Source organism: Rhizobium mayense (assembly GCF_030272705.1).
GTDB classification, from domain to species: Bacteria; Pseudomonadota; Alphaproteobacteria; order Rhizobiales; family Rhizobiaceae; genus Rhizobium; species Rhizobium mayense.
This window is the reverse complement of the sequence record NZ_JARFYM010000013.1, coordinates 14826-29498: the sequence shown is the minus strand read 5'-3', so window position 1 is coordinate 29498 and position 14673 is coordinate 14826. Positions and strand designations below refer to the sequence as shown.

The window sequence follows — 14673 nt, the reverse complement described above, 5'->3', positions numbered from 1 at the left end:
ATGCCCTACAAGATCTCGCGCGCCGCGTATGCCAACATGTTCGGGCCGACCATTGGTGACAAGGTGCGGCTTGCCGACACCGAGCTTTTCATCGAGGTGGAGAAGGATTTCACCACCTATGGCGAGGAGGTGAAGTTCGGCGGTGGCAAGGTCATACGTGACGGCATGGGCCAGAGCCAGGTGACGCGGGCCGATGGGGCCGTCGATACAGTCATTACCAACGCGCTGATCGTCGATACATGGGGGATCGTCAAAGCCGATATCGGACTCAAGGAGGGCCGTATCGTCGCTATCGGCAAGGCTGGCAATCCGGATACACAGCCGGGTGTCAACATCATCGTTGGGCCGGGCACGGAGGCGATCGCGGGTGAGGGCAAGATCGTCACCGCCGGCGGCATGGATAGCCATATCCACTTCATCTGCCCGCAGCAGATCGAAGAGGCGCTGATGAGTGGCCTGACGACAATGCTTGGCGGCGGCACGGGCCCGGCGCATGGGACGCTCGCGACCACCTGCACACCCGGCCCATGGCACATCGCCCGCATGATCGAGGCTGCCGATGCCTTTCCCATGAACCTCGCCTTTGCCGGCAAGGGCAATGCCTCGCTGCCCGGCGCGCTCGAGGAGATGGTGCTTGCGGGCGCTACCTCATTGAAGCTGCACGAGGATTGGGGGACGACGCCCGGCGCAATCGACTGCTGCCTGACGGTCGCCGATGAATATGACGTGCAGGTTATGATCCACACGGATACGTTGAATGAAAGTGGTTTCGTCGAGGATACAATCAGCGCCATCAAGGGCCGCACCATCCATGCCTTTCATACCGAAGGGGCCGGCGGCGGCCATGCGCCTGATATCATTAAGATCTGCGGCCAGCCGAATGTCATACCGTCCTCGACCAACCCGACGCGTCCCTATACGGTTAACACGATCGCCGAGCATCTCGACATGCTGATGGTCTGCCATCACCTGTCGCCGTCGATCCCAGAAGACATCGCCTTCGCCGAAAGCCGCATCCGTAAGGAGACGATTGCGGCGGAGGACATTCTTCACGATATCGGCGCCTTCTCGATCATTTCGTCCGACAGCCAAGCCATGGGCCGCGTCGGCGAAGTCGCGATCCGCACCTGGCAGACCGCTGACAAGATGAAGCGCCAGCGCGGCCGTCTTGCCCAGGAAACCGGCGACAACGACAATTTCCGCGTCAAGCGCTACATCGCGAAATACACCATCAACCCGGCGATCGCCCATGGCCTCAGCCATGAAATCGGCTCGATCGAAGTCGGCAAGCGCGCTGACCTGGTGATCTGGAACCCGGCCTTTTTCGGCGTCAAGCCGGACATGATCCTGCTCGGCGGCTCGATCGCGGCCGCGCCCATGGGCGACCCGAACGCCTCGATCCCGACGCCCCAGCCGGTGCACTACCGCCCGATGTTTGCCTCTTTTGGCAAGAGCCTGACGAACTCTTCGGTCACCTTCGTGTCGCAGGCGTCGCTTGCTGCAGGCCTCGCCGGCAGGCTCGGTGTCGCCAAGAGCCTTGTGGCCGTCAAGAACACCCGCGGCGGCATCTCCAAGGCTTCGATGGTCCACAACAGCCTGACGCCGCATATCGAGGTCGATCCGGAGACCTACGAGGTGCGTGCCGACGGCGAACTTCTGACCTGCGAGCCGGCGACGGTATTGCCGATGGCGCAGCGCTATTTCCTGTTTTAACAGGCACTGCGACATTTCAACGCCTGTAGATCGCGAGAACCCCTGGATTTCAGGGGTTTTTCGTTGGTTAACCGAACTAATAGAGCATAATCAGAGGCTTGCGCCGGCAGTTGTTCCTGTCACAACCAGATGTCCGGCCATGGGTGATTTGGGTTCCAATTTCTAATAGTTCATAAGTTGGGAAAAGCCGCGCATTTTAATTATTGCATTAAAGACCTGGAAGAGCCTTCGCCCCTATCTCACCTCATCGAATTGATGGGCTGAGGAAGGTGATTCGCATGAAATGGTGGATTTCGCTGCAGGCCGAGCTCGGTAATTTTCAGCAGCGTCGCACGATATATATTTTCGCGTTAAAGATGAGTTTTATTGCGGTCATCCTGTCCGTCGCCATTATTCTCGTCATGCTGCCGGTCCTGCGGTGGCTTGGACTGTTGCCCTTACCCCTGCTGGAAGCGATCCGCCTCTGTATCTTGCTCGCCTGGTTCATCGGCGGCATCGTCTCCGGCGCATTGGCGCTGCTCGCCGGCTACGCCATTCATAAGCTCGCTGTTTCCCGCGCCGAATTCGAACGGCTGAGCCGCACGGACATGCTGTCCGGGTTGCTGAACCGTCGCGCCTTCACCGAAGCATTGGAGGAGGCGAAGGACGACGCCTCGCTGGTGATCTTCGACGTCGATCGGTTCAAGACCATCAACGACCGTTATGGGCACGCCTCGGGCGATTCCGTTATCGTTGCGGTGTCGGAAATCTTCTCCAGCAATTTTGAGGGCGGGGATGTGATCGCCCGTCTCGGCGGCGAGGAGTTCGGCGCCATCGTCCATGGCCGTGACATGGCCGACCGTGTCGCCCGCATTGAGGCTGTGAAAAAGATGATTGCCGATCACACCATTGCCGTCGACGGGGGTGCGGTGAAGATCACGATTTCCGCAGGGATTGCCGATATATGGGGCGAACGCAAGAAGGAGGCGGTCTATGCCGCTGCGGACAAGGCGCTTTATCTTGCCAAGGCGCTTGGCCGCAATCGTGTCGTTCATGAAAGCGAATGGCTGAACCATATCTGGCATCGCAGCCAAGTCGAAGAGGACCCAGTGACGGCGCCTTACCTTGCGGAGCAGTATCGATACGGCCATGGGATATAGAGCGGTTCAGCTTTTCACGGAAACTTAGAACCGCTCTATCTTTTTTGTATTTTCGCAATTCCGAACGGAAAACCGCTACGCACTTTTCCTGGAATTGCTCTGGCTCGGCGAAACCGGCGCTGGTTCTTGCGCGAAAAGCCGCTATTTTGCATGCTTCGACAAAGCTTTGAATTGGACAGGTCATGCAACGTGTCACTTCCTATCTACCCGCCGGCACGCCATCCTCCGATCCGATCGATCGCGTCGTGTTGCCGCATGATCTCCGGCATCTGCGCCGCAAGCTGCTGCATCTCGAAAATGGCGAAATGGTCATGCTGGATCTCAAGGAGCCGGTTCTGTTTGCCAGCGGCGATCTGCTGGTGCGCGAAGACGGCGAGCTGATCGAGATAGTTGCCGCTGCGGAAAAGCTGTTCGAGATCAAGCCGCGCGATCGCCGGCATCTCATCGAGCTCGCCTGGCACCTCGGCAACCGGCATCTTCCGGCACAGATCGAGGAAGATCGCATCCTGATCCTGCGCGATCACGTCATCCGATCGATGCTCGAAGGTCTCGGCGCGACAGTCACGGAGGTCAGCGAAGCTTTCCAGCCTGCACGCGGCGCTTACCATGCGCATGGCGGTCATTCGCACGGTAACGATCACGGGCATAGCCACGATCATGGGCATGAGCATCACGATCATTCGCACGACTGAGCGTCGATGACCGGAGGTTCCGCAACGGGAGATGGTGATATTCAGGCGCTCTTGCGGCTGATGACCTGGCTGTCGCCGGCTTTCCCCGTCGGTTCCTTCGCCTATTCGGGCGGCCTCGAAAGTGCTGTCCATGATGGCCTGGTCCAGGATGCCACAGGCCTTCGGGATTGGATCAGGGCGTTGATCCGCCATGGTTCGGCCTGGAACGATGCCGTCTTGCTTGCGGAAGCACATGGCGCGGGCGAGGATGCCGCGCGACTGGCTGAGGTGGCCGAGCTTGCCGAAGCGCTGGCTGGCTCGAAGGAGCGGCACCAGGAAACCATGCTGCTCGGCGAAGCCTTTCTCTCAGCGGCCGATGCCTGGCCGCATCCGGTCTTTTCCATTCTGCCTGCGAAGACGGCCTATCCGGTGGCTGTCGGCGCAGTGGCCGGCGCGCATGGCATATCCCGGGAAAAGGCGCTCGCGGCATTCCTGCATGCGCTGGCGTCACAGATGCTGTCGGCGGGCATTCGGCTCGGGGTGACCGGGCAGAAGCAGGGCGTCGCAATCCTGGCGGCGCTCGAGGATGTCATCGCCGAGGCAGCAACGCGAGCCGCGCAGTCGAGCCTCGACGATCTCGGTGCGGCGACCGTGCAAGCCGATATAGCGAGCTTGCGTCATGAGAAACAGGGTATCCGGCTGTTTCGCTCTTGAGGGAAGGGCTCACAAATGTTGCGCTCAGAAGCGGATTCTGCGTCATTCGCCGCTGTGCGAGATGCGCGTGCTCGGCTATTCTATGACTTTACCGGAGTTTCGGGCATGAAATCGAGAAATGGACCTCTGCGAGTCGGCATTGGCGGGCCTGTCGGCTCGGGCAAGACGGCGCTGACGGAGAAGCTGTGCAAGGCAATGCGCGATGATTATTCCGTCGCGGTGGTGACCAACGATATCTACACGACCGAGGATGCCGAGGCGCTGGTGCGCATGCAGGCACTGACGTCGGACCGCATCGTCGGCGTCGAAACCGGCGGCTGCCCGCATACGGCCATTCGCGAGGATGCGACGATCAACCTGCAGGCCATTGCCGGCCTCAACGAGCGACTTCCCGATCTCGATGTCGTCTTCATCGAATCCGGCGGCGACAATCTGGCGGCGACCTTTTCGCCGGATCTCGCCGATATCACCATCTATGTGATTTCGGTTTGCCAGGGCGAGGAAATCCCCCGCAAAGGCGGTCCCGGCATCACCAAGTCCGATCTTCTTGTCATCAACAAGAAGGACCTCGCACCCTTCGTCGACGTCGATCTTGACGTCATGGACCGGGATGCGGCCCGCATGCGCCACGCCCGTCCCTTCGTGTTCTCGGACATGAAACGCGGCGATGGTGTTGGAACGATCGTCGACTTCCTAAAGGAACAGGGCGGCCTGTAAGCCGCCCTGCTACTATCATTCCGTCTACCGGGCTGCCGCGTTCTATTCGGCGGCGAAGGGCGGCAGCTTCAAGATATTCGTCTTGGTCTTTGCGCCGCGCTGTGGGGCGCCCTTGTTTTCCACCGCCTCGAGGCGTTCTTCCAGCGCAGTCAGCGACTTGCGGTTTTCGTCGACGGCGGCTGCCAGTTTTTCCTTGCTCAGAACCTCGTCGTCCACATCCTTCTTGCCGACGAGACGGCCGAAGAGCCAGGCAAGCAGGCGCGACAGGTCGTCCATGATCAGGAAGAAGGACGGCACGACCACCAGGCTGAGGACGGTCGAGACGATGATGCCGCCGATCACCGCGATCGCCATCGGCGCGCGGAAGGAGCCGCCTTCGCCGACGCCGAGCGCGGATGGCAACATGCCGGCCGACATGGCGATCGAGGTCATGATGATCGGCCGCGCACGCTTGCGGCCGGCCTCGATCACGGCTTCCAAACGCGGCATGCCGTGATGCATCATCTCGATGGCGAAATCCACGAGCAGAATGGCGTTCTTGGTGACGATACCCATCAACATCAGGATACCAATCATGACGGGCATGGACAGGGCGTTGCCCGTGATCATCAGCGCCAGGGCCACGCCACCGATCGCCAGAGGCAGCGAGAGCAGAATGGTGAAGGGCTGGATCACATCCTTGAACAGCAGCACCAGCACGGTCAGCACCAGCAGCAGGCCCAGCAGCATGGCGTTGCCGAAGCTCTGCTGCATTTCCTTCTGGATCTTGGTGTCGCCGCTTTCAGCCAGATGGACGCTGGCCGGGATCTTGGCATTGTTGACGATGCTGAGGAAATGGCTCGAAGCCGTGTCCAGCGCCACGCCCTGCGGCAGATCGGCGCCGATCGCGACGACGCGGAAACGGTTGTTGCGCTTGATCGAAGACAGGCCTTCCGAATAGTCGATATCGGCCACACTCGACATCGGCACTGTCGCGCCGGTGGCCGTCTTGATGCGCAATGCCCGGATCGCTGCAAGATCGCGGCGCATTCCGATTGAAGCCTGCACCCGGATGGGGATCTGGCGGTCATCAAGCGAAATCTTGGCAAGCGATGCATCGATATCGCCGATGGTCGCGACGCGCACCGTGTCCGAAATCATCTGCGGCGTAATGCCGAGGCGGGCCGCCTCATCCTTGCGAGGATAGATCTGCAGCTCAGGCCGGGGTAGGGCGCCGTCGGCGCTGACGTTGGCAAGTGCCGGGTCGGTGCGCAGCTTCGCTTCGAGGATGCCGACTGCTTCGTTCAGTTCCTTCTCGTTGCGGGAGAGGAAGTTATAGGTCAGGTCTCGGTCACCGCGGTCGTTGAGCTTGGTGATGCGAACGTCGGGGATCGAACGCAGCTTAGCGAAGACTTCCTTTTCGACCTCCCATTGCGGCTTCACGCGGCCATGGACGGTAACCTTCGGCAGGTAGGGGCCGATAACGGGCAGCGAACCCATCACATCGTTGACCAGCTTCTTGACGAGCGATTGGTCGAGCTTGCCAAGCGTCAGGGTTACCGTGGCGCGGCGCAGTTCCAGATCGCCCTTGGGCGAGGCGCCGCCGAGGACGAACACATTCTCGACACCATCGATATCCTTGACGCGCCTGTAGATCTCGTTGGTCGCCTGTTCGGTGTCATCGAGCCGGGCATTCGGCGGCAGTTCGGCCGACAGCACGATACGCGAGGAATCATCCGGCGGGATGAAGCTGCCGGGCACGAACATGATCAGCGCGAAGACGGAGGCGACGGAGAATGCAAAAGCCGCAAGCAATGTCGGATAGCGCGTATACCATCTCTTCGTCGTTATCCGCACCAGCCAGCTATAGCCGCGCATGAACCGGCCGTCATTGTCGTGATGGTCGTCGATGGCGTCTTCGGCACGCATGAAATAGGCGGCCATCATCGGCGTGATCAGGCGTGCGACCAGCAGCGAGAAGAACACCGAGAAGGCGACAGTGAGGCCGAACTGGATGAAATATTGGCCCGGAATTCCCGGCATGAAGGAGACCGGTACGAAGACGGCGATGATGGTGAAGGTCGTCGCGATGACGGCGAGGCCGATTTCATCCGCGGCATCGATCGCCGCGCGATAGGGCGTCTTACCCATCTTGATATGGCGGGCAATGTTCTCGATCTCGACGATGGCGTCGTCGACGAGAATACCGGTCGCCAGCGTTAGCGCCAGGAAGCTGACCAGGTTCAGCGAGAAGCCGAACTGGTTCATGACCCAGAAGGTCGGGATTGCTGAAAGCGGCAGGGCAACGGCCGAAATCAGCGTCGCTCGCCAATTCTTGAGGAACAGGAAGACGACGATGACCGCCAGCAACGCGCCTTCCAGCAGCGTGTGCATCGCCGCTTCGTAGTTGCCGTAGGTGTAGTAGACCGAATCGTCGATCATCTCGATCGTGACGTTCGGGTTTTCCGCGCGCACCTTATCCAGGGTCGCGGCCACGGTGTTGGCGACGGTGACTTCGCTGGCGCCCTTGGCGCGGAACACACCGAAGGTCACGACGGGTGTGCTGTTGAAGCGCGAGAAGGACTTCGGCTCCTGATAGGTGTCCTTGATGACACCGAGATCGGAGAGTTTGACGAAGCGGCCGTTGGTCAGCGCAATTGTCGTGTCGGCGAGTTGGGCGACATCGCGGGCGTCGCCAAGGACGCGGATCGCCTGTTCGCTGCCGGCCACCTGGCCGCGTCCGGAACCGAGGTCGATGTTGGTGCCGCGCAGCTGCTGGCTGACCGACAGCGCCGTAATGCCATAGGCGTTCAGCTTGTTCGGGTCGAGTTCGATGCGCACTTCGCGGTCGGCGCCGCCATAGCGGTCGACGCGGCCGATACCGGCCTGACCCTGCAGCGCGCGCTTGACGGTGTCGTCAACGAACCAGGACAGCTCCTCGAGCGACATGTTCGGGGAGGAAACGGCAAAGCTCTGGATCGCCTGGCCTTCGACATCCACCTTGGAGACGATCGGCTCGTCGATTGTCGACGGTAGATTGCCACGGATGCGGTCGATCGCATCCTTGGTATCCTGGACGGCCTGTTCCGTCGGCACTTCCAGGCGGAAGATAACGACGGTCTGCGACTGGCCGTCCGTCACGGTCGATTGAATCTCGTCGATGCCGTTGATGCTGGCGACAGCGTCTTCGACTTCCTTCGTCACCTGCATTTCGAGTTCGGCAGGCGAGGCGCCGCTCTGCGTCACGGTGACATTGACGACCGGCACGTCGATATTCGGAAAACGGGTGATCGGCAGATTGAAGAAGGCGTGGGCGCCCACCACCATCAGCAGGAAAAATGCCAGAAGCGACGCGATCGGATTTCGGATGGACCAGGCGGAAAAGTTCATCTTGCCGTTCTCGCTCAGTTGGACGCTTGCGGAGCTTCTTTGACAGGTGTGATGTGATCGCCGTCGCGAACATAGGCCCCGGCTTTGGCAACGACTTCGTCACCAGCCTTCAGGCCGTTGACGATTTCGACATATGCGCCGTCCTGAATGCCGGTTTGGACGTTGACGAATTTGACGACCCCATTTTCTACCTTGCGGGCGGAAGAGCCGTTTTCATCGGTGTTGACCGCGGTCAGCGGCAGGGTGACGCCCTGTGTCTCGCGGACGATGATTTCAGCGCTGCCATACATGCCGGCGCGAGCCTTTTGGTCGTCATCGATGGAGATGTGGACCGCGCCGAGGCGGGTGACCGCATCGACGATTGGCGCAACCAGGCGCACGGAGCCGGTCAGCTTTTCGCGGCCGCCGGAAAGCGAAATCAGCGCCTTCTGGCCAAGGGTAATCTTGGTAATGTCGCTCTCGGAGACATCGACCACCAGCTCCAGATCGCTGTCGCGGATGATGGTGAAGAGCGGATCTCCACTGCCGTTGGCGATGGCGCCGATGCGGGCATTGCGCGAGGCTACGGTGCCTGCGACAGGTGTCCTGACGCCGGTGCGAGCGAGCTTCAGGTCGGTATCGGCGATCTGGCTGTCGATGACCTTGAGATCGGCTTCGGCAACTGCGATTGCCTGTTCGGCCGAGGCCACGCGCGCCTTGTTGGCTGCAGCCGCCGCATTCGCCTGCTCGACCGATGAGGTCGAGACAGTCCCCTTGGCGCCCATGGCAACGGCACGGACGCGCTGCAATTCCGCCTCTTCCGCATTGGCGTGGGCCTCGGTGAGCTGTGCGCGCAACTGGGCAAGCGTTGCTTCGCCCTTGGCCCTTGTTGCCTCCATCTGGCTCTTCTGCAGAACCAGTGCATCATCGTTCAGCGTGGCAAGCGTGCTGTTTGCCTCGACCTTGTCGCCGACATCGGCATTCAGCGTGCGGATCGACAGACCGTCTACCTGCGGCTGAATATAAACCTCTTCCACGGCTTTCACCGTGCCGGTGGCAACGACCTTGTCGGTCAGCTTGCGCGGCACGGCCTGCGTGACGACGATTGCGGGCAGGTTCTGCTTCGGTGCGGTGACGGTGGTGGGCTCTTCGGCAAAGGCTGCCGGTGCCGTCAGGAGAACAAGCAACATCGCGGTCGTGCTTAGAAATCTATGCGGCGTAAAGGCCATGCGTCCAATTCCAGTTCGGTATTTCGTGTAAACGGGATCTCGCTGTTTTCCGTCGCGAGTACGGGGGATCGATGCGTGCGGGCCGGCTCTTTCCGGCGGATCAATATCCGTCTGTCATGCCTGCAAATCCCTCATCCTCAATTTGTCCCATTAGGTGGGAATGATTTCCAAATTCTGCAAGATCACGAGAAAATGATTTCTGTCGTTGCGCGATTTTAATGTGCATTGCACCACGAATCAATCACGCGCCCGTGATGACGACATTCAGATGCTTGATCGACGCATGGCTTTTCAGGCAAACGCGGTAACAAAGCCAGCCTTTTATCGCCGCTGTTACAAAATGAAAAAAACGCGCGAAGTGTGAACCTCGCGCGTTTCGGCCGTTTTTGGCGTCGGGCCTATTTCAGTGCGGCGTCGGTGATCTCGTGCGTATAAGCGCCTGTCGGCTTCTTGTTGATGATCTTCTGGTCGAGAAGGGCCTCCACCGTGCGATCATAAAGTTTCTCGTCAAGCTTGCCGGTGCCGATCAGCTTGGCGACTTCGCCCATCATGCGCTTCTGATGGTTTTCGTCCTGGCCGCCATTGTCCATGACGATTTCGGCGGCTTCATCCGGATGCTCGGCGGCGTATTTCCAACCCTTCATCGACGCGCGGACGAACTTGACCATGTTTTCCTTGAACTTCGGGTCCTTCAGCTTCGTCTCGTTGACATAGAGGCCGTCCTCCAGAAGGTCATTGCCGAGCTTGGTGTAGTTGAAGACAATCAGGTCTTCCGGCTTGAAGCCGGCATCGACCGCCTGCCAATATTCGTTGTAGGTCATCACCGAGATGCAGTCGGCCTGCTTCTGAACGAGCGGCTGAACGTCGAAGCTCTGCTTCAGGACGGTGACGCCATCCTTGCCGCCGTCGGTCTTCAGGCCGATCTTATGCATCCAGGCGAAGAAGGGATATTCGTTGCCGAAGAACCAGACGCCGAGCGTATGGCCCTTGAAGTCGGCTTCGGTCTTCACCGGGCCGTCCTTCGGGCAGATCAGCTCCAGGCCGGACTTGTCGTAGGGCTGGGCGATGTTGATCAGCGGCACGCCCTTTTCGCGGGCGACCAGGGCGCCGCCCATCCAGTCGACTATGACATCGGCGCCGCCGCCGGCGATTACCTGTTCGGGCGCGATATCCGGACCGCCCGGCTTGATGTCGACGTCGAGGCCTTCTTCCTTGTAGAAGCCCTTGTCCTTGGCGACGAAGTAGCCGCCGAACTGACCTTGCGCCACCCATTTCAATTGCAGCGTCACTTTGTCGGCAGCCATGGCTGCCTGTGCTGCGGCCAGCGCCATTGCGCTTGCCATCAATGCGACCACCAGTTTTTTCATATTTTTTATCCTTTTCCCTCTGAAGTTATGCCTTGATCCTTTGGCCGGATCTTAGGCTACGTCTGTCCACCACGGATAGACGGATGCCAGAACGTCGTCATCCTCTCCAGAATGGCGACGATACCGTAGAAGACGGACCCCGCAACCGCTGCGACTGCGATTTCCGCCCAGACCATGTCGACATTCATCCGACCGATTTCGGTCGAGATGCGAAAGCCCATGCCCGACATGGGTGTGCCAAAGAATTCCGCCACGATGGCACCGATCAGGGCCAAGGTCGAGTTGATCTTTAGCGCATTGAAAATGAAGGGAGCGGCGGCCGGCAGGCGAAGCTTGAGCAGCGTCTGCGAATAGCTCGACGCATAAGTGCGCATCAGATCGCGCTCCATGTTGCCGGCGGCGGCGAGGCCGGCGACCGTGTTCACCAGCATCGGGAAGAAGGTCATGATGACGACGACGGCGGCCTTCGATTGCCAGTCGAAGCCAAACCACATGACCATGATCGGGGCGACGCCGATGATCGGCAAAGCCGAGACCAGATTTCCGATCGGTAGCAGGCCGTGACGGAGAAAAGTGACGCGATCGGCAAGAATGGCGACGATGAAGCCGCTCGCGCAGCCGATGATGTAGCCGATCAGCACCGATCTGAAGATCGTCTGCTGCACATCGGTCCAGAGGATCGGGATGGAGCCGGCGATCCGCGCCCCGATGGCACCCGGCGGCGGCAGCAGGATAAATGGGATGCCGGCACCACGGGTGGCGGCTTCCCAGATGATCAATATCCAGGTGCCGAAGATCGCCGGGATCAGGAGCCGCAGGCCATAGTTGCCGGTGGGCGAGCGCGGCCGGATTGTGGACAGCACGGTGACGCAACGCCAGGCGAGCAGCCAGGCGGCGGCTATCAGCAGGAAGAAGGAGAGGCGCGCCTTGCCTTCGTTGCCGGTGATCCCTGAGAGCAGCAACCATGCGGCCCCATGTGCGCCAATGAAGAGGACAGTGGCCGACAACACCGGCTGCAAGTTGCCGAAGGAAATCACGGCGGCAGCAGCGACCAGCAACAGGATGAGGATCGTTGCGCCACTGGCAAATGGAGCAACCGCGTCGTCCGCAAGCAACGGCAGCATGGTGATTGAAGCAAGGCAGAGGAGGACGGCGAGCAGGCCCTGCCAGGAAAGATGAATGCTCTTCATGCTGGCCGGCCTCCCATCGAGCGATCGACGATGCGAGCCACGATGCTGACAATGGCGACAAGGGCTGCCGCCAGTATCGAGCCGGCGACGAGCGCCGCCCAGATGTCGATCGTCTGGCTGTAGTACGAGCCTGCGAGCAGTTTTGCGCCGATGCCGGCGACGGCGCCGGTCGGCAATTCGGCGACGATGGCGCCGACAAGGCTCGCGGCGATCGCAACCTTCATCGAGGTGAAAAGGAAGGGGATCGAAGCGGGCACGCGCAGCTTCCAGAAGGTCTGTGTCGCGCTGGCATTATAGGTGCGCATCAAGTCGAGATGCATCACTTCCGGCGAGCGCAGGCCCTTCACCATGCCGACGGCGACGGGAAAGAAGGAAAGATAGGTCGAGATCAACGCCTTGGGGATCAGGCCGGTAATATTGACCGCCGCGAGGACAACGATGACCATCGGCGCGATGGCCAGGATCGGCACGGTCTGCGAGGCGATGATCCAGGGCATCAGGCTACGGTCGAGCGCGATGACATGCACAATGCCGACGGCGATGAGGATACCGAGCACGGTGCCGAAGGCGAAGCCGACTGCGGTGGAGGACAGCGTGACCCAGGCATTGTAAACGAGGCTGCGATTGCTGGTCGGGGGTCTCAGAAAGGTGTTTTCGAAGACGTTCTGCGCCACCTGATGCGGCGCTGGCAGGATCGGCTTCGGCTGCGCAAGCGTCCTGCCGATGAATTCCATCGTGCCGGAGGTGACATTGGCGCGCCGATCCAGATCGCGCTGGAAGGGCGTGTTCAGAATGATGGCGAAGGCGTACCACAAGACGAGGATCGCCAGCACGATGGTCGTAACTGGCACGAATTTGTGCTTGAAGAATTGCTCCTTCTCCATGGTCATGCCCCTCTTTCCACTGGAAACAGCATCAGCGCCATCGCGACAATGCCGAGCCCGACGCCGGCGAGCTGCGGCAGGCTGAGCCGCTCGCCGAAGACGATGAAGGCGACGATGTTGACGACCACCAGCTGGGCGATGGCGGAGGCGGAAATCGCCAGCCCCAGCCCGCCCTCGCGCATGAGACGAACCATCATCAGATTGCCGACGCAATAGAGGCAGAGCGCCAGGATGAGGATCAATATGTTGTTGTTGGCGATGTAGGCCCGCGAGGCGGTGGCGCCACCGATGAAGATCGCCATGGCGCCGGTGAGCCAGAGGAGGAATTGGGGGTTCATCGTGTGATCCTATTCCTCATAGCTGTGTCCCGCCCTCAGTCCCTCGCGGACACGATGGGCGATCTCCAGGAACTCGGGGGTTTCGCGAATGCCCAGCGGGCGTTCGAGCGGAAGGCTGGATTCGATGACGTCCGTGACGCGGCCCGGGCGCGGCGACATGACGACGATCTTCGTGGAGAGATAAACCGCCTCCGGGATAGAATGCGTCACGAAACAGATGGTCTTGTTCGTTCGCTTCCAGAGTTTCAACAGCTCTTCATTGAGGTGATCGCGGACGATCTCGTCGAGTGCGCCGAAAGGCTCGTCCATCAACAGCAGGTCGGCGTCAAAGCCGAGGGCGCGGGCGATCGAGGCGCGCTGCTGCATGCCGCCGGAGAGCTGCCAGGGGTATTTGTGCGCAAAGCCGGTGAGGTTGACCAGATCCAGCGTCTGAGCGATGCGCTTGGTCTGATCGGCTTTGGCATAGCCCATGATTTCCAGGGGCAGAGCGATATTCTTTTCGATCGTGCGCCAGGGATAAAGAGCAGGCGCCTGAAACACGTAGCCATAGGCACGGTTGGTGCGGGCCTGTTCCGGCGTCATGCCGTTGACGGTGATGTCGCCGGAGGTCTTGTGCTCGAGATCGGCGATGACGCGCAGAAACGTGGTCTTGCCGCAGCCCGACGGGCCGATGAAGGAAACGAAATCGCCCTTCCGCACGTCGAGATCGACATTGCTCAGCGCATGCACCGGCCCGTCATTTGTCTCATAGGTGAGGCAGAGGTTCCGCGCGGAGACGACGGAGGGAGCGGATGACGTCATTAACACCTACCAGTCATGTTTTCGCCGCGCAGGCGAGGCGGATTGCGTGTTATTCTACTTGGCATCGCGCTGGTTTTAGTACCTGAGGATACCGCAGAACTATAGAATATTATGGAGGAATGGCATGAGCGTTTCATCGAAGCCCACCTGCCGCGTTGTGCAGCCCGGCAGCACCTATGCCGGGAAACAAGGCTTCAACTATTTCGAGGGAATTGCCGCCGAGACAGTCGGCTCGACCGGCATCTGCATGCATCTTCTGACGATCCCGCCCGGCGGACGTGCCAAGGCGCACATGCATGTGTCGCATGAGACGGCGATCTATGCGCTGGCCGGCGAGACGCATTGCTGGTTCGGCGATCAATTGGAAGAGCATGTTATCGTTCGCGCCGGCGAGATGTTTTACATTCCGGCCGGCGTGCCGCATTTGCCGGCCAATCTCAGTGACCAGCCGGCGACAGCCATCATTGCCCGCACCGATCCGAACGAACAGGAAAGTGTTGTTTTGCTGCCGGATCTGGAGCGGCATGTGCCGTTGTGAGCTAATGGACCGGAATGCCGTTGC

The 14673-nt window shown here is 60.3% G+C and carries 13 protein-coding genes; 6 read left to right on the top strand and 7 right to left on the bottom strand.

The window, feature by feature from the left end; all coding sequences use genetic code 11:
* From ureC to ureG, 5 genes are all read left to right on the top strand, one after another.
* Window positions 1-1713 carry an urease subunit alpha gene (gene ureC / locus PY649_RS17240; protein ID WP_285869808.1) on the top strand — a complete coding sequence of 571 codons (1713 nt, stop codon included), beginning with the start codon at window positions 1-3 and terminating at the stop codon, window positions 1711-1713.
* 278 nt (window positions 1714-1991) lie between these two features.
* A complete protein-coding gene (locus PY649_RS17235; protein WP_285869807.1) occupies window positions 1992-2852 on the top strand; it encodes a GGDEF domain-containing protein in 861 nt (286 codons plus the stop codon).
* A 182-nt stretch (window positions 2853-3034) separates the two neighbouring features.
* Window positions 3035-3544 carry an urease accessory protein UreE gene (gene ureE, locus PY649_RS17230; RefSeq protein ID WP_285869806.1) on the top strand — a complete coding sequence of 170 codons (510 nt, stop codon included), beginning with the start codon at window positions 3035-3037 and terminating at the stop codon, window positions 3542-3544.
* Between the two features lie 6 nt (window positions 3545-3550).
* Window positions 3551-4237 (top strand): urease accessory protein UreF, encoded by a 687-nt coding sequence (locus PY649_RS17225; RefSeq protein ID WP_285869804.1) that lies wholly within the window; start codon window positions 3551-3553, stop codon window positions 4235-4237.
* A gap of 105 nt (window positions 4238-4342) precedes the next feature.
* On the top strand, window positions 4343-4954 hold the full coding sequence (gene ureG / locus PY649_RS17220) for an urease accessory protein UreG (RefSeq protein ID WP_285869802.1): 612 nt from the start codon (window positions 4343-4345) through the stop codon (window positions 4952-4954).
* 42 nt (window positions 4955-4996) lie between these two features.
* On the opposite strand, the gene PY649_RS17215 is transcribed toward ureG, so the two are convergent.
* From PY649_RS17215 to PY649_RS17185, 7 genes are all read right to left on the bottom strand, one after another.
* Entirely contained in the window at window positions 4997-8323 is a 3327-nt protein-coding gene (locus tag PY649_RS17215; RefSeq protein WP_285869790.1) for an efflux RND transporter permease subunit, read from the bottom strand.
* 14 nt (window positions 8324-8337) lie between these two features.
* Window positions 8338-9531 carry an efflux RND transporter periplasmic adaptor subunit gene (locus PY649_RS17210; protein WP_432761369.1) on the bottom strand — a complete coding sequence of 398 codons (1194 nt, stop codon included), beginning with the start codon at window positions 9529-9531 and terminating at the stop codon, window positions 8338-8340.
* A gap of 398 nt (window positions 9532-9929) precedes the next feature.
* Window positions 9930-10898, bottom strand: a complete 969-nt coding sequence (locus PY649_RS17205; RefSeq protein WP_285869788.1) for an ABC transporter substrate-binding protein — start codon at window positions 10896-10898, stop codon at window positions 9930-9932.
* A 56-nt stretch (window positions 10899-10954) separates the two neighbouring features.
* A complete protein-coding gene (locus tag PY649_RS17200) occupies window positions 10955-12088 on the bottom strand; it encodes an ABC transporter permease (RefSeq protein ID WP_285869787.1) in 1134 nt (377 codons plus the stop codon).
* Complete coding sequence (locus PY649_RS17195; protein WP_285869931.1) at window positions 12085-12972, bottom strand: ABC transporter permease; 888 nt, start codon at window positions 12970-12972, stop codon at window positions 12085-12087. The genes PY649_RS17200 and PY649_RS17195 overlap by 4 nt, the downstream gene beginning before the upstream one ends.
* Before the next feature lie 2 nt (window positions 12973-12974).
* A complete protein-coding gene (locus PY649_RS17190) occupies window positions 12975-13310 on the bottom strand; it encodes a hypothetical protein (protein WP_285869786.1) in 336 nt (111 codons plus the stop codon).
* Window positions 13311-13319: 9 nt separating this feature from the next.
* Window positions 13320-14111 carry an ABC transporter ATP-binding protein gene (locus PY649_RS17185; RefSeq protein WP_285869785.1) on the bottom strand — a complete coding sequence of 264 codons (792 nt, stop codon included), beginning with the start codon at window positions 14109-14111 and terminating at the stop codon, window positions 13320-13322.
* A 124-nt stretch (window positions 14112-14235) separates the two neighbouring features.
* On the opposite strand from PY649_RS17185, the gene PY649_RS17180 reads away from it, so the two are divergent.
* Window positions 14236-14649 carry a cupin domain-containing protein gene (locus PY649_RS17180; protein ID WP_285869784.1) on the top strand — a complete coding sequence of 138 codons (414 nt, stop codon included), beginning with the start codon at window positions 14236-14238 and terminating at the stop codon, window positions 14647-14649.
* Window positions 14650-14673 lie beyond the last annotated feature (24 nt).